14 protein-coding genes are annotated in these 23,659 nt (G+C 35.8%); 1 reads left to right on the top strand and 13 read right to left on the bottom strand.

Translation table 11 applies throughout. From position 1 onward, the window contains the following. Positions 1–445: 445 nt before the first annotated feature. From ACPF63_RS05900 to ACPF63_RS05880, 5 genes are all read right to left on the bottom strand, one after another. Positions 446–1,291, bottom strand: coding sequence for a hypothetical protein (locus ACPF63_RS05900; protein WP_426482359.1), 846 nt, complete (start codon positions 1,289–1,291; stop codon positions 446–448). Further along, entirely contained in the window at positions 1,251–4,316 is a 3,066-nt protein-coding gene (locus tag ACPF63_RS05895) for a hypothetical protein (protein ID WP_426482358.1), read from the bottom strand. The genes ACPF63_RS05900 and ACPF63_RS05895 overlap by 41 nt, the downstream gene beginning before the upstream one ends. Before the next feature lie 406 nt (positions 4,317–4,722). Further along, on the bottom strand, positions 4,723–5,100 hold the full coding sequence (locus ACPF63_RS05890) for a hypothetical protein (protein WP_149386347.1): 378 nt from the start codon (positions 5,098–5,100) through the stop codon (positions 4,723–4,725). A gap of 62 nt (positions 5,101–5,162) precedes the next feature. Continuing rightward, positions 5,163–5,342: a hypothetical protein gene (locus tag ACPF63_RS05885; RefSeq protein WP_077418684.1), complete on the bottom strand. Its 180-nt coding sequence runs from the start codon at positions 5,340–5,342 to the stop codon at positions 5,163–5,165. Between the two features lie 380 nt (positions 5,343–5,722). Next, positions 5,723–5,881 (bottom strand): hypothetical protein, encoded by a 159-nt coding sequence (locus ACPF63_RS05880; protein WP_156106583.1) that lies wholly within the window; start codon positions 5,879–5,881, stop codon positions 5,723–5,725. Between the two features lie 769 nt (positions 5,882–6,650). On the opposite strand from ACPF63_RS05880, the gene ACPF63_RS05875 reads away from it, so the two are divergent. Then, entirely contained in the window at positions 6,651–7,313 is a 663-nt protein-coding gene (locus tag ACPF63_RS05875) for a S24 family peptidase (protein WP_047421519.1), read from the top strand. Between the two features lie 76 nt (positions 7,314–7,389). Here the strand turns inward: ACPF63_RS05875 and ACPF63_RS05870 are convergent, their stop codons facing one another. The 8 genes from ACPF63_RS05870 to vgrG form a co-directional block, all read right to left on the bottom strand. Next, on the bottom strand, positions 7,390–8,304 hold the full coding sequence (locus ACPF63_RS05870; RefSeq protein WP_426482357.1) for a hypothetical protein: 915 nt from the start codon (positions 8,302–8,304) through the stop codon (positions 7,390–7,392). 113 nt (positions 8,305–8,417) lie between these two features. Next, positions 8,418–11,945: a PKD domain-containing protein gene (locus ACPF63_RS05865; protein WP_426482356.1), complete on the bottom strand. Its 3,528-nt coding sequence runs from the start codon at positions 11,943–11,945 to the stop codon at positions 8,418–8,420. An 85-nt stretch (positions 11,946–12,030) separates the two neighbouring features. After that, the gene (locus ACPF63_RS05860) at positions 12,031–15,036 is read right to left on the bottom strand and encodes a PKD domain-containing protein (RefSeq protein ID WP_426482355.1); all 3,006 of its coding nucleotides are present in this window, start codon (positions 15,034–15,036) and stop codon (positions 12,031–12,033) included. Continuing rightward, positions 15,036–17,885 (bottom strand): hypothetical protein, encoded by a 2,850-nt coding sequence (locus ACPF63_RS05855; RefSeq protein WP_426482354.1) that lies wholly within the window; start codon positions 17,883–17,885, stop codon positions 15,036–15,038. The genes ACPF63_RS05860 and ACPF63_RS05855 overlap by 1 nt, the downstream gene beginning before the upstream one ends. Positions 17,886–17,909: 24 nt before the next feature. Further along, positions 17,910–20,960, bottom strand: a complete 3,051-nt coding sequence (locus ACPF63_RS05850) for a baseplate J/gp47 family protein (RefSeq protein ID WP_426482353.1) — start codon at positions 20,958–20,960, stop codon at positions 17,910–17,912. 89 nt (positions 20,961–21,049) lie between these two features. Beyond that, positions 21,050–21,460, bottom strand: a complete 411-nt coding sequence (locus tag ACPF63_RS05845; RefSeq protein ID WP_077418678.1) for a GPW/gp25 family protein — start codon at positions 21,458–21,460, stop codon at positions 21,050–21,052. Positions 21,461–21,616: 156 nt separating this feature from the next. Continuing rightward, positions 21,617–21,907: a PAAR domain-containing protein gene (locus ACPF63_RS05840; protein ID WP_034699500.1), complete on the bottom strand. Its 291-nt coding sequence runs from the start codon at positions 21,905–21,907 to the stop codon at positions 21,617–21,619. A 5-nt stretch (positions 21,908–21,912) separates the two neighbouring features. Then, positions 21,913–23,658: a type VI secretion system tip protein VgrG gene (gene vgrG, locus ACPF63_RS05835; RefSeq protein WP_077418676.1), complete on the bottom strand. Its 1,746-nt coding sequence runs from the start codon at positions 23,656–23,658 to the stop codon at positions 21,913–21,915. Position 23,659 lies beyond the last annotated feature (1 nt).

The raw sequence follows: 23,659 nt of genomic DNA, 5'->3' as shown, positions 1-23,659 counted from the left end.
TTATAATTTATATATAACCTATCACTTAGTGTTACTCCATGTTCTTTCATAAATGCATCATAAGAACCATTAAATTTAGGATTAAGTGGAAAATTATATTTTTGGAGATCTTTCACCGTAAAATATTGTCCTTTTCCCTTATTTTTTCAATTTCTCTTGTTAAACCTTCATTTAAGCGCTCTTTGGCTAACAAATGAACTACAAAGTTAAATATGATTATGCATTTTTATCAGAATATAGTAAGCTTTATTAAATACAGTACAAGTATCTAGATGCGATTTTACACAGGGTTTCTAATTTTTTTTTATTCGCTCCCAATAAAATATCTAGTCAACCTATGATTACAAGTTTTATAATCATAACTCATGCCTTATAAAGTTAATTTTTTTGAGCAAATGATATAAAATAAAAGCCGCACGATTGTATCGCGCGGCATTGAGAAGATTTATTTAGTTTCTTTTTTTCTTTCCATGTATCTCTTATAATTGGTATCATCCAATTCTACCTGTATCTCCTTAAATTGTTTATATTTATGCTCTTCAGGTAATAAATCATAAATATCTTCGTAGTACACTATTTTATTGTCAAATAGTATTCCTTGTTCTGAAATATTATCATATTCTAATTTTTCAAATTCAAAATCCGTTGCTCCATATTCAAAACACAGTATAATAAAATCTCTTAAAAAACTATTAAGTCTTGGTGTATTTAAATAAGCTGTTTCTGAATTATCAACCACACCATTTGTCTTCTTGTTATTTAGCGTGTCAAAAAAAGCATCAGCATTAAAAGTAATATAAAAATAATTTTTAAAGAATAGTATTGTAACCGGTTCTGCATAAATGTTATCATTCATATTTAGAACATCCTCATAGGTGATTAACAAATCTGCATTGACAATTTTTTCTGCAAAAATTTTCTCATAATTTTCCTTTTGCACAAATAATAATGAATGATATAATGAATTATTATTATAGTTATATAAATAATTAAATTTTTTCCAAATGGGAGAATTTATTGATTCACTTTTAACATCCATTTCATTAACTAGCTGTTTTAGGTTAGTTAATTCTGAAATATTATGAGGTAACAGAATACCATATTTAAAAGTTAAAAGAATATATGAACAAATAAAATCTAAGGTTTTACTTTCCAAAAACATTTGTGATTCTTTTGTGTTCCATTTAATTGTGAATGCAGAAACATCATGATCCATGTATTTCCAATATTCACTTACATTATTTATTTTATTACCATTCATTTTTATTAATTTTAAATGTTCCTTTTCCATTTGTGACTTCTAATTCCTGTATAGCGTTCTGTAACTGTATTTTTTCAATCCCACCTTCAGCAGAAGTGTAAGGAAATAAATCTTGTCTAATTTTATTAATAAACTCTAGTTTGTTCAGATTAAAATATGAATTGGTAGGATTATCAATTTTTAATTGCCCAAAATGATTGGGATATAACTCCTTATTTGCAGTACTTAATCTGGTTTCTGTATTAAACTTTCCAATTATACTTTTAATATTATCTCTAATTTGTGAGTCACCACCTATGACACGCTTATTTTCAATAATTTTCTTCTTTGTAACATTTAAAACATCTATTTCATCTCCACCAACTATTTTAGAAATAATAACTTCACTACCATCATTTAATTCTTTCAATCCTGTCTCCAATTCATTTAATAGATTTTTTACTGAACCATCAATAACTGAACCATCAGGCTTAATAACACTATCATCCAACCATCTAATAATATCTTCCGGGTTTAAAAATCCAGTTTCATTAGCAAGTCTACTTATTGTCTCGGACATTTTTGTACTTCCTAGTTTGGCATCAATATATTTAGACCGAATAATTATATCATCAATTACATCTGGTGCTAGCCCTTTTTTTCTAAGTCCTTTAATAATATCCTGTGCTAGTATATCTCCTATATTCCGTACTATTTCACGTGCTGTAGACATGTCATTAGCATCTAATACTTTTCCAACATCTACAGTATTATTTTCATCAACTTTACCTCCCTTTGGATCTGTATGTTTAGGCTTTTCTTCAAATATATTACTTTTCTTTAAATTATCATCAATCTCCCGCAGAGCTTTTTCAGATAAGTTTTTGGTAATTTCTACTTGCTTCTCATTGGCTCTTTTACCCACTTCTTCATTGCTGATAAACTTTTCATATTCTTGTAGCGTAGCATCACAAGCCTCAGTATCCTTCGCCAATTTCACTCCTTCCTGCATTTTGTTTACTGCCTGTACCTGTTCTTGTATTAAAGCATCTATATGTTGTGGCACTTCTGTACGCAACTCTTGTAGTAGACCTTCTTTATAGGTTTCTATTCCTTTTAACCCTTCAGGTGTCTGACTTATAGCTTTCCAGGTGGTAGCTTGCCCGTTTTGAGTAGTTGCTTGCACGTAAAAATCATCACCTGCTTTATCCAATCTTTCTATAAAAGTTTGAATATCCATTTGGGCCAACTCATTGGCTGTTTGTACTGCATTTTGTTTAGCCTGCTCTCCGCTTTGTATTAAACTTTGTTTATTATTTTCCAGCTCTGTCAAAAATCCGTTCTTCACTGCAGCAAAATTATCGAGACCTATCATATCTCTTAGTTTAGCTCTAAAGTTTTTTACACTTTCTCCTATTTTAGCCAGTGTTTTTGGGAAATAGGTTTTTGCAATAAAGCCTGCTGCTTTTGCCAGCCCCAGCATAGCCAAAGCTACTATAAAATTAGCGCGTGCAGAAGCTGCCTGATTTACATTTTCCTTAAAGGTATTGGCATCTTTAGCTTGTGATGCAGCCTTAATACGTGCTTCAGATTCTAATGCCGACAAAGTGATGGTAGTATATAACAATACTTCTACAATTGTAGCTATAACTGCTGCCACCTCACCTACCCCGGTAAGCAAAGCAATGACAGCAACTATACACACTGCTGCCAGCAACCAACCCGAGATTTTAGCACCTGCTCCCAAACCTGCTGCTAATCGTTGCCATGCATTGACATCTCCATTAGCAGCTTCTTGAATATCTTTTTCTATGGCTTCTGCTGCTTCAGGTGTATTCATCAATGTAGCCGCTTTAGCAAAATCTTTGATAACTTCGCCCGGATGGTCTTTCATATACTGCAATTGCGCTCCAGTCGCTTTTGTAGTCTGTTCTCTGGCTAAATCATACTGGTCGCTTTCAGATATTTTACCTATTTGGTTTTCATCAAACCCATTCCACGAACCCTCTATAGCTTCCTGCATAGACTGGGGAACATTGGCAGCTTGTGCTTGCTCGCTTATTGCTTTCAGTTCCTCTTTTTTTGCCAAAAATAAATCAACGGCTTTTTCAAATAATTCTATATTGTCTGTAGCTTTCAGTGTAAGAAGTTGGAATAATGCTATATCTTCTTGTGACAGTTGTTTCAATTTTTGAGCAATTACCAATAAACGTTGATAATCTGATGGTTTAAGATTACCTTTTTCTAACTTGATAAGCTTTTTTATTTCATTAGGTAATTTAGCCAGTTCGCTTTTCAATTCTTCAGGGGTTTTTTCCTGGTTGGGTTTAATGGTATTTTCTTCACCAGATTCTTTACCCGATTTTTCTCCATTTCCTGTACCTTTACCTCCCACGACCCCTTTATAGTCAGATTTCCGGTAATCTGCAGTTCCTCCTGAACTTACAAGCTTTTGTACATATGCATTTTCAAATTCAGGCGTCCAGGAATGATTGACTTCTTCTCCAAAAATCATTCTTTCTGCGTACCGATCCAGCTTATAGTTAGTATCTATACTGCGGCGAAATTCATCCGTTTTGTATGTATCGAAATGCAAGGTATACACATCACCTTTGTGCGTTACTCTTTCCTTACCACCTGCCTGAAATACAAGTTCAGGTGCAAGAATTTGACTTTCAGCTGTTTGTTCCTTCGACTGATAAGTTTCAGGTTTAACACCATGATAATCTTGTACCTGATTGATATTCAAGGCAAATAGATAGCCTTTTTCCGCATCTCTGGTTTCCGGATGGTTGGGATCTCCAGTTTTTGCTAAACTTTCCTGCTGCTTTTTATACATTATTTCCGAGCCCTGATCGTAAATGGTTTGTGAACCATGAACCATCGGGGTAGTACCATTGGCACCAACTGTATTATTATTAGAATTTCCTGATCCCTTTATAATATTCAGATTGCCAGATTTTGGTATTTGTACACCACTCACCTTTGCCTCTGATTGATGAACAACCACAGGCTTATTCTGTCTTTGATTTTGGTGGGCTTTGTTGTCTTTTTCTACAGGTTTTGCTGCTTTCATTGACTTAGTTTTTAGTTTCATATTGTTTAAAAGACCTATAGGCACAACCAAAATATTGTGCCTTATAGGGTGCCTGCCGGGTTAGAAAAATCATACCGGGTGAGGTAGATTCTTTAAGAATGTAAGTAAATAGAAATGGTATTTGACTTTGAGAAACAGGCAACACTGAACCATTTCTTAGTTTGTTCTCTTGTTTTGAATTTTCAGGTTTTTTTAAGTTTGGTAATTCACTCTTTTTCAGGTAAATTATCTGTTTAGTGACTGATTCTTTACGTTGCAGTAAATATCAGAGCATCAGGATAAGTTGACATCTTTATATTCATTTATCCACTCTGTTTCCTTTAGCTGCTTCTTTATGTGATTTCCAGAAAAATGGTCACTTTCGTTTTCATTACGTTATTGGTTATTAGTTCATACCCTCATTTTTTTCTTCCTTCTCATCAGAAGATCGATCTGTATTGGAACCATATCGGTTTTCAATAAGAAGATTCACTGCTTTATCAATCCAGTTAGGCAGATTATTAGTGATCATTTTCAGAAATTTATCATAACCGTATCCCAGTACAAACAATACTCCTGTTGAATACCATTTGTCATGCAATTCAGCTCTGTTCATTAAATAGCTCATTGTAAAACCCACAATCACCACGATTACCAATGTGATAAAGTGTTCCCATGGCTGTTTTTTCTCTTTATTTTGTATGGAGACCAGTACCCTTAATAATCCTCCTGAAAATGCTATTGCAGTTCCGATCAAAAGGGCTTTTATACTATCCAAATTCATTCGTTTCCTAATTATATTATTTATTAAAATTTTTGATTTTCCAACAACTTTCAGATGCTTACTTATTCCTGAGACAGGATGTACATATCATCTAAAAATTTTCTGATTTTCCGGATATTATCACTCTCATCTGCATAGGCTAGCTCGTCAATAAGATCACTGATATCTCTGCTTGGTTTCTTCAGTTTTTCATTGTCTTTTTCCTTATCTTTTTTCTTTTTTTTCTTTTCTTTTTTTTTCATGGTTTCCAGAATTTATTAAATGAATAATTTCTTTTTAGTTTTTTAAGTTGATTTCCTTTCCAATACACTAAGGCCAAACGGTTTCTTTTTGAAATTCATGTTTCATTTAAAAACAATAGAACTAAAAGCAAAAACCGTTTTTCACCTTACTATTTTACTTATAATTTAAATTTGAGAAAGATGTCAGGCCAGTCCTTCAATCTGATGCACGGGCTATTGAGGGTACAGCAATAATTTTGAATCCTTTTTACCTTTTTAGAATGAATAATTTCAAGATATGAATCATGAGTACACACTATCCACAAACATTATCTTACTGATATCCAAATAATAACATTATATTAAATGCTAAGAACTGAGCTTTCTTTCACAAACCATAACTATGGCTGAAGAATGATATTATATATTGTTCTCTCGGACAAAAACAACATTTCCATCAGCTCGTTGACAATCACTTTCATTTGTTTATCCTGATTACGTTTTACATAATCAATGACAAAATCTTTTCTTTTTTCGACTAATTCTTTACTACGTTTCATATTCTATGGTTAAAAGTTTTTTTGGTTAAAAAGTTTTTTTTGAATCAGACAGGCTTTCCTTTTCTTACCTATTGACCGTTTCATTGAGTCATAAGAAACCCTAAAGACGAACATTCCGTCTTTTAAAAGATGTCTAATTCAATTATTTAATTTTGTTTTTTTAGAAGCCGGTACCAGGTATTTCCCAATAAAAATTTTACCCTGACTTCTTTATTTTAAATTTCATTTGCCCTTTTGTATGTATTAGCAACTTTACTGACAACTATAATTAATCGATATTTTATATGTTGAACAGTAATGATATTCTACATTTTGGGCTTGCTTTTTATTTTCAGGAAAAACAAAGAGCAAAATGATTGCTTTATTCAGATATCAATCAAAAAATAAACGCATTTTTATCACCAATAAAACGATACAAAAACGAACAAAAATCAAAGAATTCTATATTTAAAACGCACTTTTTACATTTTGTAGATTGTTTAAAATTTTCCCTGTTTCTATTAGCACCGGATAAAATAAAAAAGGAAAATATCTGTATTTTAAATACATTATACATAAAATTATTTTTTAACTTTTTTAATTACAGACAATTACAAACAAAAAACAACATTTTAAAATATTAAAAAAACATTAAATTTCAAATATAATTTTGTACATTTGTACCGTTCCATCTTAATGACGAAACAAATATACGAACATTGTTCGTTTTCCAAAATAAAAACGAACATTTTGTTCATTTTTTTTTGCAAATAACTATAAACATATCAAAATGAACTATTTAGAATTCAAAGAAATCAGAAAGAAACTAAACATGAAGCAGGCTGATATAGCAAAATCCATAGGAGTAGGCACAAGAGCCGTACAATATTGGGAAAAAGGCGAACGAAAGATACCTGAAACAACGGCTTATTTTGTAACCAATTTACTCTTAAAGCAACAGGAACTCAATGATGACAGCGCATCTCCGGTTGTTTTTTCAGATTTAAAGATTATGCACGTTCCGCTGGCGAATCAATATGCACAAGCCGGTTATCTGAGTAATTTTGCTGATGAAGAATACATAGAAAGCTTACCCACTATTCCTTTTACGGACGATGTAGAGCACCGGGGTGAATACATGTGTTTTGAAGTGAAAGGAGACAGTATGGATAACGGATCATATGAAAGCTACCTGGAAGGTGACATTATCTTGTGCCGAAATATCAGACAGGATTACTGGATGAGTAAACTGCATTATGATAAGTGGGATTTTGTAATCGTTCACAAAGAGAAAGGGATTTTAGTAAAGCGAATCGTCAACCACGATGTTGAGAAAGGTCTTATCACTCTTCATTCTCTGAATGAGTATTATGAAGATTTCGAAATCCATCTGAAGGATGTTGCGAAACTTTTCAATATTATAAGTACTAGACGTAAAAACAACAGAAGATAATTGCCTGAGTGAATAAAATCCTCAATTTCTTGAGGATTTTATTGGGGCATTTTGGATCATCATCGTGTGAGATATTCTAATAACACTTCACGTCGCCTTCAAGAACCTCTATTTCACCTGTTTCTGGCTTTACCCGATAAATTAAACTTGGGTTAAAATCTGAATTGGATCTTAGGAATCTTATCCATCTTATTCCACTTTTTTTGAGGTTTTCGGGTGCATTTTGCTCAAAGTCTCTTATATTTTCCGGTATTGCAGGCTTACCATTAGTAAGACAAATCAAGCTCCCTATATCTGGCCGAAAAGGCTGTAAAGTTACTTTCATCTTCCAGGCAGGATCTGTTCCATAACAAAGAGCATCTTTGTTCCGATCATCTACACCAGACAAGCAGTAAGCTTCTACTCCCCATATTCCAGAGTCAAATTCAACGAAATCCGACCAATCCGAAACTCCATCTCTCCCGCAATATTTTCTTATTCTTATGTATAAACGAGTTTTATCAGGAATATTTCCATTTCTCATGTCAATATTTTCAAATTGGGTATAATTTACATCACTAAAGCCCACCTTTGAATAAATAATATCTTCATCTTTAAAGCCAGGATCTTTTGCGATTTGATATTCCAATGCTGCAAGATTGGTGGTAGTATCAACCCAGTAGTTCATTACAATCTGCCCATCATCCAACACTTTTATTTCATAGATCTTCGGCACATAACAAGAAGATGAGGTACATCTCCCAACGTTCAAAGAAAACCTCTTCGTAGTAACAACATCATCTACAGCCAGTTTCACTTCCAGATCGTATGTGTCTGGAGTCTGAATATCATTTTGAATATCATTAAGCTTTATTGTATTATTAATTGCAAGCAATTGCTTTATATCATGTGTGGGGCCTGGAGGATTCAGATAAGTCACAGTCGCCTCCGTTATTGGTGAAGAAGATTCATATTCTATTTTGAATGAAGCATCACATTTTGCTGCTGCCATTGTATTATGTTTTTATTGTTATTATTTATTTTTTCTGGTAATTAAGGGGTGTTATCATTATGCTAAAGACAAACACCCCTTTATATTAGATATAGCATCAGGAAATATCTTCCTTACTCCACTATTATCTCTGCTACATCAATTTCAAATGCATCACTATTAGCATCCTTAACCAAAATCTGGAATTTATATTTCCCAACGACTAACTCTTTGATTGTCAAAGTTGCTTCGTTAACATTCTCAAGTATTACATCCGGACCTTCTAGTTTGCTCCAAAAATACAGAAGCTCATTCGCTCCGCTCCCCCATCCTTTTAATCCCAATTGCCTAATAGGTAAATTAGATAAACGAATGTTTTGATTTCCACCGGCACCAGCTGTAATCGTAGGTAACTCAACATTACAGCAATTTTTATCAGGAAAGCTAATGTTATCTATCACAACCGTTGGACGGTATTCATTTCTATAGGAAAGAATATTTGAAGTTACTGTATTGTTTTCCCCATCTACTACAACTGCTTTATATAAATTTGTACCCACCGCATTTATAGAGTCTGTAAATGTCGTCCCTGTAAAATTGCCAATAAATAAATTCCATACAGCCCCATTATCAGTGCTTTTATGAATATGAACGTTGGCAATATCACCATCAGGATCGCTAGCCAAAACGTTAACTGTATAATTACAAACAGGCTGTGTACATACCCTATCCTCAATTCCGAAGGTATCATTCCATCTGATTGATACCGCTGGTGGATGGTTTTCTTTTTTATAAGACAGAGTATTTGAAGTTGTCTTATTGTTTTTCTGATCAGTAACAATCGCTCTATACAACTGTGTACCAGCTCCATTTATAGCATCTGTAAATGTTGTCCCTGTAAGACTGCCAATAAACAAACTCCATGTTGTCCCATTATCAGTACTTTTAAAAATCTGAATAGTTGCAATATCTCCATCCGGATCAGTTGCATAAACATCAATTGTAAAATTACAAACCAACTGCCTACACAGCCTGTCCTCAATTCCTGAATTATCCTTCCATCTGATCAATGCTGTGGGTGGGTGATTATTCTGATCTTTTATAATTCCAATATCATCAAATCCCGGAAGATTCAGCGTATTTTCTGCTTCCCTACATGAACCCACTAAACCGAATCTAATAGAGTATTTGCCTAAAGGCAGTGTGATTGATCTTCGCGGACGGAATGATCCGGGTTCATAATGCCATCCATTTCCGAGGTCATTTGAATCATAAATATTCAAGCCTGTTATTCCGGAAAGATCTGAAGGCAAATCCCAATCAAATGTGAATGTCTGGGTATCATCACCATTATCAACAACTGTATATTTAACATTTGAAATCACCGGACACTCTTTATCCAGAGGTAAATTTACAGTCACCGTGTCAGTACAGCCATTGCCGATCACTTTTACTTTTACTACCGGAATCATTGATGGATCCAGATTGTAAAATTTATAACTCAAATATCCATTTTCATCAGGATTCATAGGAAGCCAGACATCAGTACCCAGGAAATCCCAGTTGTAAGTATAGTCGGCAAAGTTTGCTCCGGAAACTCTAAAGTTTACTACTGTTGCCTTTGAATCTCCTCCAGGATAAATGATAGGTTGAACGACTTCTACTTTTATATCCGGTTCTGAAATCACCTTAATGCTGCAATCAGTAGGTTTCCCATTTACAGTAAAGGTAATTACCTGGCCATGGAACTGATCTTCCACAGACTTCGGATCGAAGAAATATTGTCCTTTGATAAATTTCACACCGTCACCAACACTTGCTTTTACCACTCCACTCATAGGGGATACTGTAAAAGGTATAGGACTGGCCTCAGCACAGATAACAGAAGTTGGCAAGCTTAATTTAATGATCGATTTCGGAGTACAGCATATGTATGGAAGTGAAAAGTCTGCAATAACTTTCGGGTCTTTTATGGAACCATACACCATGATAAAAGTTCCTCCCGTTTTAACTCCCCGCTTATGTTCCAATCCGGAATTTTTTTCTACATATTCATTGAAATATGCTTTCGACAGATCTTTATTTCCTTTTAATTCTTCTAAAGATAAAAGCATAATATCAAATCCCAGCTGCTGCTTATCCTTGATTTCCTTTATCTGTTCAAAAGCGATTCGGTGATCCATCCCCTGATGGCCTTCTATATTATAAAACGAATTGTTATCTATATTGAGATTTAAAGGACTTACCTGTTCGGATTCCCCTATTAACACCCACTCGGTATCAAAGGTTAAATTACTGCCAGATGACCGGTTGCTTGTCTTGTCAAAATTCCATGTTTTTAAAAATTCTTCTGTAGCCCGGTAGTAAAAAGGAACCGCCTTATTGCCCAAAGGATTTAATATTTGTGATGGAGTAATTTTAACGCGTTCCTTACCTTTAATAATACTATCAGGATCAAAACGTCCCACTTGCTGATTAAATCGATTGATTAAGGTTTTAACTTTTTGGGTTGCTTTTTCACTGTCTAAGACAGGCGAATTATAAAACTGATGTCTTGAGGAATCCAATTGGGTATCCGAGATTAATTTTCCAAGCATGATGTGTTTGGGAAAAGAAACAAAATCAGGAAGACATTTGGTAAATGCTTTAGGAAGTAACTCTATAATTTCAGCATAGGTATCCATCAAATCCTTTACTACATCATAAGCATACTGAAAACCAAAATCCTGGTTAAAAATCTTTGTAAATGATGCTTTGAATACTTCATGGCTAGAACCTGAAACCTTTAATATTTTAGCGATCGCCTGGATTTTATCAAAGACGATTTTACCGTAATCATCCTTGTCCAGAGCCTTAATATACTGTCTTTTTAAATCAGAAGCACTTACAATTTCGTCTGCAACAAACTTCTCTAAAATAATCCGGTTTTGTTTTACAGGCTCCATAATCCCTTCTATAAACAAAGGATGAGGCTGAAGATTATCTTTTCTTTTGGGTTTAACCTCACCTGTTACGGGATCAGGCAGAGAAAAACCATCTTCTCCAAGAATATGAGTGATACCACTTGCTGTAGTAACTAATACTTTGAGGTTTCTAATCTGCTGTATACCATGATTATCACAGTCAACTCCTCTACAGGGTTTAACCTCTTTTTCATAATCCTCCAGATACAGCAGCAGGTATTTGTCTTCTAAATTCGATAGGGTATTAATGGGTTGAAAATCCGATCTTGCTTCCTGAGCTGTTGCCAGTTCCCAGAGTTCAATCTGCTCGGTTCCCTCATAAAATACCGGATATTTTACTTTAAAATTATCGTATGCTTTACAATGCGTATAGTCTTTATTTTCTAAGTTGATGGTTTTTAAATCACTCACATACAAATCCTTACTTACCTCACTTGTATTACTTAAGGTGAGCAAATCTCCGTCAGTTGTCACAGCCGCCCCCTGAGAGAGCTGTATCTTGTCTAAAAGTCTGTTTTTATAAATAAGTTTGGGTTTGAGACCACATACAACACCAACCCCCTTAAGCAGCACTCTGGACAAACGGTCCTGATCTTCGAAAGAGTCCAGAAACTCATTGAACTGATCGGGATCTTCCAGATACTGTCCTTTACTGAACTTTCGATATTGAACGGTTATATTACTTAATTGATTATTCATTATTGTTCATTTTTAATGATTTATTAAGGTCTTTTAATAAACTTCATAGACAATTCAGACTGTCTATGAAGTTATTATCTGACTATTATTTTGTCACTCCTGTACAAGGGTTTATTTTTAGGAAATTCCCATTTGGATACCCTTTATAAATAGGAATAGTAGCGTTTGCTAAGAAGATTTCTGTATAAGCAACATCCTGGTGACAACCTGTTGGTGGTCTGTTACTAGGAGGTAATGCACATTCAAGTGAAAACTCTACAAAGCCATCCAATGATTGTGATGCCATTTGTTTCGCTTCAGCCTGAGTGATCGTAATTTCATTATATCTGCTCAACGCAGGAGTACCAGGTTTATGATTACCTCTATCCTGATTACCTCCTGTATTACTTAAATGTATATTTCCAACAAAACCAGGGTATGGATTGATCCCTCCTATTACAATATCATTTCCTTTTAAGTTGAAAGTAGCATCATTACAAACGTGACCTTGGTCTACATCATCTCTGTACTGAATAACCACTCTCATACCACTTAAACATGCAATAGTGGATTGACCTTTTAATTTAAGCGGAGCTAATTTGTACACCGTACTACAACCATTAGCATTGGTTACTGTAAGTATTGGATTGAAAGTTTTTTCTTGTCCAGCAACCAGTTTGTACACGTGGATCTTTTTGTTAGCAGGTGCCTCATTATGCTGTATTGGAGTACCATCATCAAAATTCCAGGTAAATGTAAGACCTGTAAAGTCCCCGGCAACATTAAATTCAACTGTAGCATCCGGATTGTTGGCATTCTCGTCCATCGTAGGAGCATCATAGCTCACGGTACCTGTAGTAACAGATACATTTGGTTGTGCATATACGACCATCTGTGCTTCTACCGGATCATCATCCACGGTAAACGTAATGGTTTGTCCAAAGTAAGTTGCATTCACCAACCCTGGATCGAAGAAGCTCTGACCTCCGGATTGTGTAACCGCAGGAACCTGAGTACCATTTACAAATGCTTTTACCTGTCCGTCTGTCGGAACAATTGTCATAGCAATCGGAGCATCTTTCTGACATAGCTTGCTGCTCGGTAATGACAGGAATGCAGGATCTTTTTTAGAACAACATAAGTAAGGTAACGAAAAGTCTGCAAGCACCTGATTATCAGCATCAGAATAATAAACCAAAGCAATAGTCCCGCCCGGTTCTACTCCGCCCTTGTGCTCCAGTCCTGATTTTCGCTCCAGAAACTCACTTAAAAGCTCACTTACAACATCATCTTTTTTAGGATCTTGTTTTACAACGGTAATTCCTTCAGGTGATCCTTCTTTTGAGAATTCGGCCTGGTTCAGCAGTCTTAACTGTTCATCCAGTTTAGAGATATTCAGTAAAGTATTTTGTGAATTGAATGTTCTGTTGCTAACATCACTGGAAATGGACACCAGCTGCTTTCTGAGCTCGTCTATCGATACTGTTTTTTCTCTGACTGGCGGCTCGCTGCCAGGTTTTTCGCCTTTATCCAGAACCAATGCAATGACATCAAAAGCTAATCCGTATTGTGTTTTAAGGTCATTGATGTTTTGCAATGCTGTTTTATAAGGCATTCCTAGGTGACCTTCAATTCTATAGAAATCATTATTGTCAATGTTATAATTCAGCGGATTCTGAATAAAATCTTCTCCTGCCAGATTGGTTGTATGATAACTTAGATTGTAAGCAGCTCTATCGGTTTTTGCTTTTTCAAAGTTCCACTGAGCCAATAAAGGCTGATCCACATTATAGTAATATGGTATTGCCTTATTACCCAGCCTTACATTAAGATTGGAAGGTGTAATTTTAATGCGTCCGATATAGGTTTGAAATCCATTGATTTTCTGCACAAAACGGTTGGCAAGCATTACAACTCTTTCATAATTCTCATCATCATTTGTTGTTACAGGGGAATTGTAAAATCCATGACGTAAAGGGGTGTACTGCCCTAATTCCTGTTTTGCTCCCACAGGACCTAACATCAGGTGTTTTGGGAATGAAGTAATATCCGGGCAACACTCGGCGTTCAGATGCAGGATCAGATCTTTTATTTCATTGTAGGTATCAATCAAATCCTTCAGTAAATCATATCGGTATTGATAATCCTCCAAACCTGTTGTCGTCATAGACAATAAGGAATTCAATTTATCGATAAGCGTTTGCCCTCCCAGGTTGACACTCACGTTAAAAGTATCTGCAATAGAGTCAAAGCCCTGGCTTAAATCTGCAACAGCAGTGATTGATTCTTTGAATTTTGTTTTTAATTGTAAAGCTGTTTTAACTTCGGTATCCAAAATAACTCTTTTAGCCTGTATGTTCGGCAAACTGTCAAAAAGCTTTTCATAAGTATTGTGTTGTTTATAGATAGCATCTTTTGCATCACCTTTCGCTATAAGCTCTGAAACAGATGCTGAATCTGCCAGAAGTACTTTAAGATTAGAAACCTGCTCAGCCCCGTTATTGTCACAATCTGCATCCTGACATGGATTTTCATCATTAGAATAACTTTCTAAATACAGAATTACAATTTTATCATTTAACGAACTACGAATATCTATTACCTGTTTAAAATCCCCGGCGTTAGCTCCTTCGTTCACTAACTTTGTATACTCTTGTGTTGTAAACAATTCTAAAAGAGGAATTTGCTGCCCTCCGATACGAAAATGTTCATATCCTACGACATCAATATAATTTCTATAGTATCTATAATTTTTAGCCTGGAAGTCAATGGTAACCTCTGAGTTTTTGCTTCCTGCCTTACGCAGTGTTATTAAGTCTCCATCCGTAGTCACCCCGGCTCCTTGCGTAATAGCAATCGTATCAAAGGGAATCTCCTCAAGATCTCTATCTCCGGGGCTGGATGTTTTTTCTGCTAAAGAAGGTGAGATTTCAAGCTCTACATATTCCGATTGAAAACCACACACTATCCCCACGCCGCTCAGACGGGTTCTTGATAGTCTGTCCTGATCTTCAAAATAATCTATAAATTCGTTTAATTGCCCTTCAGTTAACGCCTGATTGTCGTTAAACTTTCTATATTGGGTTGTTACATTGTCTAATTTGGTATTCATTATTTTTCAATTTTTTTTGATAAGTTCGATTGTCCTAATATGATTTTTCCATCCAGAATGTCACTATCACTGGCGTCGCAGTCCAACAGTCTTCCCGGTCTATAGATATTATTCAAATGGCTAAGAGCAGTCAATAAATCTGTAATGCTGTTTCCGAGATTCGCAATATTGTTTCTTGACTTATCTGAAAGGTATTTTTTAAAGGCTACTTCAAATTCAGCCAAATCATTCTGAGCAGTTTGTTTTTCACTCAAACGATCTCCCACCCAGCAAATTTTTGCTAAAACATGAGCCGGAATTTCCTGTCTGATCACTGTTTCTGCATAACGTCTGAAATCAGGATCCTGGAAACGATAGGCAAAGCCAGGAAGAACAACGCTCACCCTGTAAGAATAAGGGTCAAAAACGTCTGTTTCGCAGTCTTCTTCGCAAGAAGACATAAAGGCTTCCGAATATTCTATCGGATCTGTTGCAGGATTTTCTTCTTCCAGGTCATACATGATTCTAAAAGTACCTCCGACAGACATGCAGCCAATACCGCCCATGAGTTTATAATCTTTAGTGGTTGGCTTTAATAATAAATGCTCAACAAGGAAAATACCCTCTTCTGTAAATTCATATTTGAAATAATTAATCGTCTCTTCAATTCCTTTTTTCAGGTCTTTCAATTCTGAATAAGGATTGGTCTTTTTGTGGACAGCAATAACATTTTGTTGACCACTATCATCCAGAATTTCAAAATAATAGTTCCCTCCCAATGAAACACGGATTTTTATATTTCCAATTAAACAGTAATCCTTTTCACAGTTTTTCAGTTTTTCTAATGTATCTGCAGGATTCTTCTCATCCAGTGTAGCTAATGCATTTTCAAGATCTTCCTGATCGATCTGAATGGTCTGATAAATAGCTTCATTCAGGTTTTTGATTGCAATATGCTCAGTCGTATAACTATTTACAGATGATAAGATAATATTGTTATCAGTATCTTTTATTTTCCAGGTATACGTTTTTTTACCGGCATTATCTATCGTTTCAATAATGGAAACCGGCGACTGCGATAAGTTTCTATGGGTATAATCTTTAATTCCCAACAAACGGGCGATTCTTTTCTGAACACCGGAAATATTACTGGTATTCCAAAGATCTGAATCTCCGATTAAGGTATAATTATAACCTAACCCTCTGTCTTTACTTAATGATGAATATTCTTTTAAGAAATTTTCTTTATTACCTAAGACAATTTCATCGGTAGATTTCCCATACAGGGATTTCATTAAGAAAGTATAGTCACTGAATGTTTCGGCAAAACGGGAGATCAAATGATCCAAAACTTCATTTCTACGTTCCACACTGTTATCCAACTCTTTATACAATGAATCTGTAAGCTGATCATCATTTTCAGTATCGTATTCAGAAACCAGTTCATCAAACCCTTTAATATTCTTAAGAGCCTGTGTAAAAAAGGTTCTTTTTAACTTACCATTGATGCTTAATACTTCTTTAACTTTTTCAAGATGCTTGAAATAACCAGCAAGGATCTGATCAAAAAATAACAAATACCCTTTCATCTGTTTGGCCAAAGCTTCTCTCTCCGGAGATTGATTTCCTATAATTCCTGATTCTCCTACGCCATAAGTATCCGGAAATTCATTCAGAATAGTAGCATAGTTCGCAATATCATATGAAGTTCCTTGCGGTAAAGCCAATTCTTTATTCTGTCTTGCATCCTCTCTGAGTACTTCTTCTTCCCTTTTAAGGGTTTCTAAGTAATCCTGAACTTTTTTGTCATTGATATTTAACGGAAGAGATCCTTTACTGTAACTGAATGAGCTCAGTTCACACAGTTCCGGTTTTCTGCCTTTTTCAATGCAGATCAGCCAGTCGTTATTTTGCTTGATCACACTGTCACAACCTGCAATAGAAACGTCATGAATTTCTTTAACCCCTTCAATCTTCATGATTTCACTGATGATATCGGAAAGACGAACTTCTGTTCTTAACTGGCTGTTTCTAAGCTCTTCAGTATCGATAAAACCGTTATCCAAAAGAGGTCCTTCAAAGATCTGATCTGTAGTCAGGCCTTTGTCCAGCATTTGCTTCAATGAATAAAAATGAACCTCAGGAGAAAGATAATTATTGATCGCTCTTATTACTTTGGCATGCACCAGTTCCTCATCTGCTTTGTTGACAAGTCCGATACGGGCACATACTGCAACTTTCTGGATTTCAACTTCTTTAATTTCCGCCAGATCTTCGCAAAGTCCTCTGTTGGCATGGTAACTGTCTAATATTTTAATATTGACATTAGATTTTTCACATCCGATACCATCCATATCAATCTCTTCAGCATAGTCTACATACAGGTCATACAGTCCTTTTACGTCAAAGCTTTGTGTTTTTTCTCCAATGGGTTTAAAGTCTAAATCTCCTGTTTTGCAATCAACGTATAATTTTTCATTTTTAGGGACTAACCAACAGTTACGGATCGGTCTTGTAAGACTTCCTGCCATGTTAATATCTATAAACAACTTTCTGTAGTCCAGTTCGTTTAAAGGTCTTGAAGGCAAAATCTCTGCAGCCTTTAAAAACTGGGTATGAATGTCTTTTTTTACATCATCAGATGCTAAGATATCTTCCATGTTCAGGTTCATCCTCATCCCAAGATCCGTTATGGCATAGCTTAAAACTTCCAACGTGGTGATACCGGGGTCATGAGAGTTATAATCGGTCCATAGTTTTCCTCCTAACTTCTCTATGTATTCAACCCCGGTTTTGCGTAGAAAATGAAAATCTGTCTGATCCCCGGTTTCTATATTTTTTGATATACTAATATGTTTATTTTCTGACATGATTATGTTTCTTCTTATTTATTATTAAATACATACCTGCTCTGTAATAGTGACATTGTGCTGTTTGGCAGATACCAGAATTGATTTTGGATCTACTTCGATTAAAGACTGCCTTTGCGGAACATTGTTCACCAATATTTTAATATCATCAATGTAGTCTACATAATACAGCTGCTCCAGATAGTTAACCAACTGATTAACATTCAACTCTACATTAAAATCAATATTTTCAGAGTCTGTAAAAGCCCAGGGCGATATGTATTTTTTAATATCTTCGTCCAGCTGTTTGGTGTAAAATGTTTCATCGTACTGCTCAAAGAACTTGACCTTTGTTTCTACTTTCGCTTCTTTGTAATTGGGATTGATCACCTGAGCTTTCACATGCATTGTATTTAATTCATTTACATAATTCTGAATCTTATTTAGCGAAGCTCGGCTTACTCTCGGCTGATAGACATCAAAAGCATTTTTATTTTTAATATTCGGAACCACCATCAGGGTTACATGGCCCGGAGCCATATAGGAAGTTTCGGAAGTATGATTTAAACATTTTACCTTAAAGACTTCCGGGAACTCCTGTAATACCAAATGTTCGTAATCCCATTGGGTAATAGCTCTGTGCTTATGTCTCAATCGTTCACTTACCCGTCTGTAAAACTCAGTATCGGTTTCTTTGTATTTACCGTCAAACGAGTTATAAGGCTGGCTAACCGATTTTACCTGAGGAACTCTTGTGATAAGTTTAGCAATAGTTTTTGCTTCCAGTCCGTTATTAAGGTGAGACAGGTCATTGTCCTGATTCTGGAATGTCGCTAAAACAGCCTGCGTATAGATTCCCTGAATTTTACATACTGCATCATAACTTCTTTGTGATTTGGCTCTGATCCAGACTAATCCGTCGGTAAATCTTGTGTGGCTTTTATCAACGTCCTTAGGCACTTTAAACCTGACAATCCCTGATTCCAGGAACTTTCTGGTCTCGTTCTGCAGCATATAATTCGACAGACTCATCCATGTATTGTTTAAAAGGATATGCCATTCTATATATTCTTTTTCCAGGAAGGTCTCTACCAAAGGATTTTCACTTCCTTCCAGCATTTGAATCAATAGTGAAACTGTCGTCTGAGGCATTGCTTCCAAACCGATATATAATTCGCCTCCATTTTGATGTACAGGTACAATGCTGTTGGTTTCGACTTCTTTTTCATACTGTCCGAATACATCCTCATGATACAGCTGTACTTCTTTATTTTTTGAAGCTTCTCCGGCAGATTTTCTTTCTAAGTACGAATATGCATTTTCTTTTGCGCTGTAATTCAACTCTATATCTTCAGCAAAAGGAATATACGGTTCGTTGGGAATAAGTTTTTTTAAACTCGGATTACTTGATAATGCCAATGTATACAGTTTAGGATATACATCCTGTAATGATGACTGATTAAGTGTCAACCTGATGGTCTCACTTGTCCCTGCCTCATTACTTGTATTATTTACAGAGAATTGGACTTTATAAGCATCTCTTACTTTACTGAATACATTAATATCATTCGCTTTTTCATACCAGATTTCCTTATCCAGTAGGGCTACATCGGCCTTAAAGTAACCATCAGAACCTACGATTGAGGAGTTTTTTAAAGATTCAAAATCGTTTAAACTGATGTTTTGATTAGGCTGAATGACGTATCCGCTGTATAAATCTTTTATAGAATCCGGAGCATTTTTCCAGTTGATCGTAATGTCCGCGTTCTGCCATTTTTTGGAAAACATTTCAGGACATTTGATATAAAAATTAGATCCTTTAACAGGTTGTGCGGTAAAAGGATAATAAGGCTTTTCTGAATTTAATGTTCCGTTGTCATTTTCTATCTGAATTGATTTTACTCCTTTTACATCAACTGCTATTTCAATATTTTTTATTAATTTTTCTGAAAGAGCTTCGTACATATCGTAATATTTTTCTCCTTCAATCATCAATCTTATAACAGGAAAGCTGGTTTGAAATGTTTCTGCCAGCACTTCTTTATTATATTTTACAACTGCCGGGAAATCTTTAGATAATGTAAAAGAAAGTTCTAATCTTGCTTCTTCGTTTTTAATACATTTTAAAACAACACCTGATAACCATTCTTTTTCCCCACTACAAAGCACTTTGATATTATTTTCAATATCTGTTTTTGAAAGATTTTGTAATTTCTGGGTTGAATTTTTATTAAAATCGATCTTAAGAGTCACTGTACGTTCTCCTTCTTTTAAATCTAATAATGAAGAGGCTATTGAAAAACCCAGTTTAGCTTTTGGAAGTTCTTTATAAATAGATTTATTTGAAACGGTTTCATCAGAATTATATCCAAACGGCCACCAGTAATTGCCGTCTTCCGGCAGTTTGTCTCCCATTCCATCGGCAGAGTTGGCAACCGAAGCCATTTTTAGTTCTCTCTTTTCCGCATCATTTAAGAAACTTTTGATTTCCACTACTTTGGCCTGATTGGCAATAAGTTCATCACCTGTTGTGTAGATTCGTTTTTTTCCGTCAGCGTCTTTACCTCCATCCAGCAATGTACCGGCTGGAATTTTTTCCTGAATCGCTTTTTTGGCGAGTTCAAAAATCACATAGACCTTGTCTGATTTGGCGTCGTTTTTCTCAATTTGAAGAATTTCGTTATAATAGAAATCCAGGTGCCTTTTAGTCAGATTATTGAAGGCATTTTTTGAGAAATCTAATAATTTTAAAAAGCAGACAAATAATGTCAGGTGAGGGGTCAGGCTGCTATCCTGTTCAAACTGGGACATAAGATCTGTAACCTGTTTTTTCATACTTTTATACTCAACGCTCTCTCTGCGTGGGATCGCATTGGCATCATCACCCAGGAAGAAGTTTCCCCAGTTTCCTTTTGGTGTTGTATTATTACCTTTGTCAAAATAGTTTACACGTTGAGCAAAATTGTTGGCGAATAATAGCCAGTCAAACAAATCGAAATCGTGTAACTCAAGATTCCCAGGATCTAATTCTGCTAAAAAGCGCTGCATTTGTGATTTTCCTTCACGATAATGTGAAAATGTATCTGTTTTTTTCATTTGTTTATATTTATCTTTCTATGGTCAGATGCAATACTTATTGTAGTGTTTGGTAGTATTCAAAATGGCTACAGACATCCCGTAATTCATTATATTTCGGTAGCTTCTCCTTTGTAAAAAGGGAAAACCATATTGCTTCTTGTATTAGTATTTCTTACTTCGTAGTCAACCTGTATCAAAACTTCTCCCTGAAGCTCCTCCTGAGCATCTATTTCAATACTTAGAATGTTTATTCTGGGTTCATGATATAAAATAGCACGCTCAACGATTCCTTTCATTTGGGTAATCAGCGTTAAGTCCAGCGGTTTAAAGAGCATTTCCTGCAAGTCACACCCGTAGTTTGGGAACATTACACGTTCACCTGGGCGTGTTGACAATAAAATCTTAAGGCTGTTATTGATGTCTTCTACATCTGTGGTCATGGCCAGTTTTCCTTCAGTTTCGTTAAACTCAGGCGGAAAACTCCAGCCTGTTCCTAAAAAATCTGTATTTATTTTCATACGTTATTTGTTATATTTAATGTTCACATCTTGCATCTGTAGCATAGAGTTTTTTGGTTATTCTAACCGTTTTGTTATTGATGTTTTACATTTTTATTTTAGTTCAGATGTTATTTCTAAGAGAGCTTATGATTATATTAAAAGCTGCCTTCCATATTATCCGCCTATTAAAACAGTAGCATCACCCGCGGTTATTACCCCTCCATGAGCGGTAGAATCTCCCATTCTTGCGGCAGGTTTCCCGCCTATTAAAACACTTGAAGATCCTGAAGCAATGGTGTCCGGTGGCCCGGTACATACTGCTTTGTCTCCTTGTCTTGCTGCGGGCATTCCGCCGATAAGTACTGTGGGTTCTCCTGCCGGAATTATAGGACCTCCTACATGGGGAACAGTTCCCGTTACCATAGGGCAGGTATGCATATCTGTAATTCTTGCTGCCGGTTTCATGATTATTAATTAATTTTAACTTGAGATCCTTTTACTACTGTTACTGCTCCTGATTTAAGCTCTGAACCGGAACTTCCCTCTGCTTTGAATTGAGCACTTGCTTTTACATTGATATTGGTTCCTTCCATATTAATGTCTCCTTTTGCTTTGATCTTAATGTCTTTTCCGCTTTCCATACTTATACCGTCTTTATTAAGGGTAAGAGTATTAGAATGCTCATCTTTTATTGTAATGACATCGGCATCTTCATCTACAATCACTTTTTTACCTTTTGGGGTTTCCAGTGTGTACGAAATTTTGTCGTCATTAAAGATCATTTTCATTTCGCTTCGGGTAACAAATCCTTTTTCATGATTATCGTCAGAAGCTACAAGAGGAGCCGGTTTTGCACTGCTGTTTAGCATTCCGAGTACCACGGCATCATTGGGATCATCATTAATAAATCCGATGATGACTTCGTCTCCGATTTCGGGTCTGAAGAATGATCCTCTGTTTTCTCCGGCATCAAGAGTGGCAATACGTGCCCAAATTCCTTCTTCTTCGTTATTGATGATGGGGATCTGCACTAAAATTCTGTCTTCTCCGTCCGGATCTGATTCCAATTGAGACACTACTCCTACATGTAATCCGCTTATGGCAGGGATAATTCCTGAACCCGGCATTTCACTTACATCATAGGTTTCTGAAAACCATGTTGGAGAAAGTCCGAATTGAGCATCCACCAGCCAATTTCCTTCAGCGATTTCATGGCGGACACCGGTTACATATATTTTCCCGTTGAAACGGTTCCCTACTCCCTGCAGTGTTAATGAAGCTCCTGGTATCACAGATGGGATTCCCTGGAGTTTTACTCTTCCTCTTGTTTTGGCTAATTGCTGGAAAGTTGCTTTGGCATCACCCCATTCCTGCAGTTCTCCCTGAGTAAGATTTCCTCCATGCTTAAGCTGCAGGTCTTCAATTCCGAAAACATCTGCCAAATCACCTGATGAAAGATTTCCGTTGAGATTAATCGCCGGATCCTGAGCTTCAACTTCTGTAAGTTCCTGATCAGTATAGCTCCATGTTTTGGCTGTAATTTTACTGAATTGGTCTCTGGCATCAATTTCTCCATCAAATTCATGTATGGATGATCCGTAAACCACCGTTTCTACGGCTTCAGCACTAAAATCAGGCTTAGCAATTTTTATGGTTCCATCTTCAACGAAACAAAGTTTACCGTTTGCCTGCGCTCTGGTAAGCATGAAATCCCAATCGGAAGCCTGGTACTGAACCAATTCCTTATGTGAATTTGAAGTAGCTTCAACATCGGCAGTAAGCCCGTTATTACTAATGAGTTCTTCCATGACATCACTGTCTGTGCTTTCGTAGAAGTACTTGCTTTTTCTTCCTAAGGTCATTTTTACGGCCTTATCTCTGCATTCTACAATCAGGTAAGAAGAACCGTTTCTGATTTTTATGTTGTGTTTTACAACAACTCCTTTAAAAATGGTTTCTTCTTCAGAATGGTATCCAGCGGTAATCTCAATTTCTTTTCCGGGAATCAACAGCTCTTCATTACTGAGCTTGAAATCCTGCTCCGGTACACTTCCGTCTAAAATAACAATGCGGGCATAAGGAATTCTGTTGACTTCTTTTTCCACGACAATGCTTTTCACCCCGTACTTCCCCGGCAGTTCTGTTCCTCCAGACATCACCTTATGGGTGACTAAATCTGGATTTTTTGCTGTTTGTATGTATCCGCTATTATTCATA

Source organism: Chryseobacterium sp. R2ACT005, assembly GCF_049949215.1.
GTDB lineage: Bacteria > Bacteroidota > Bacteroidia > Flavobacteriales > Weeksellaceae > Chryseobacterium.
Note: the sequence above shows the minus strand (reverse complement) of the source record. Positions and strands in the feature narration are given on the sequence as shown.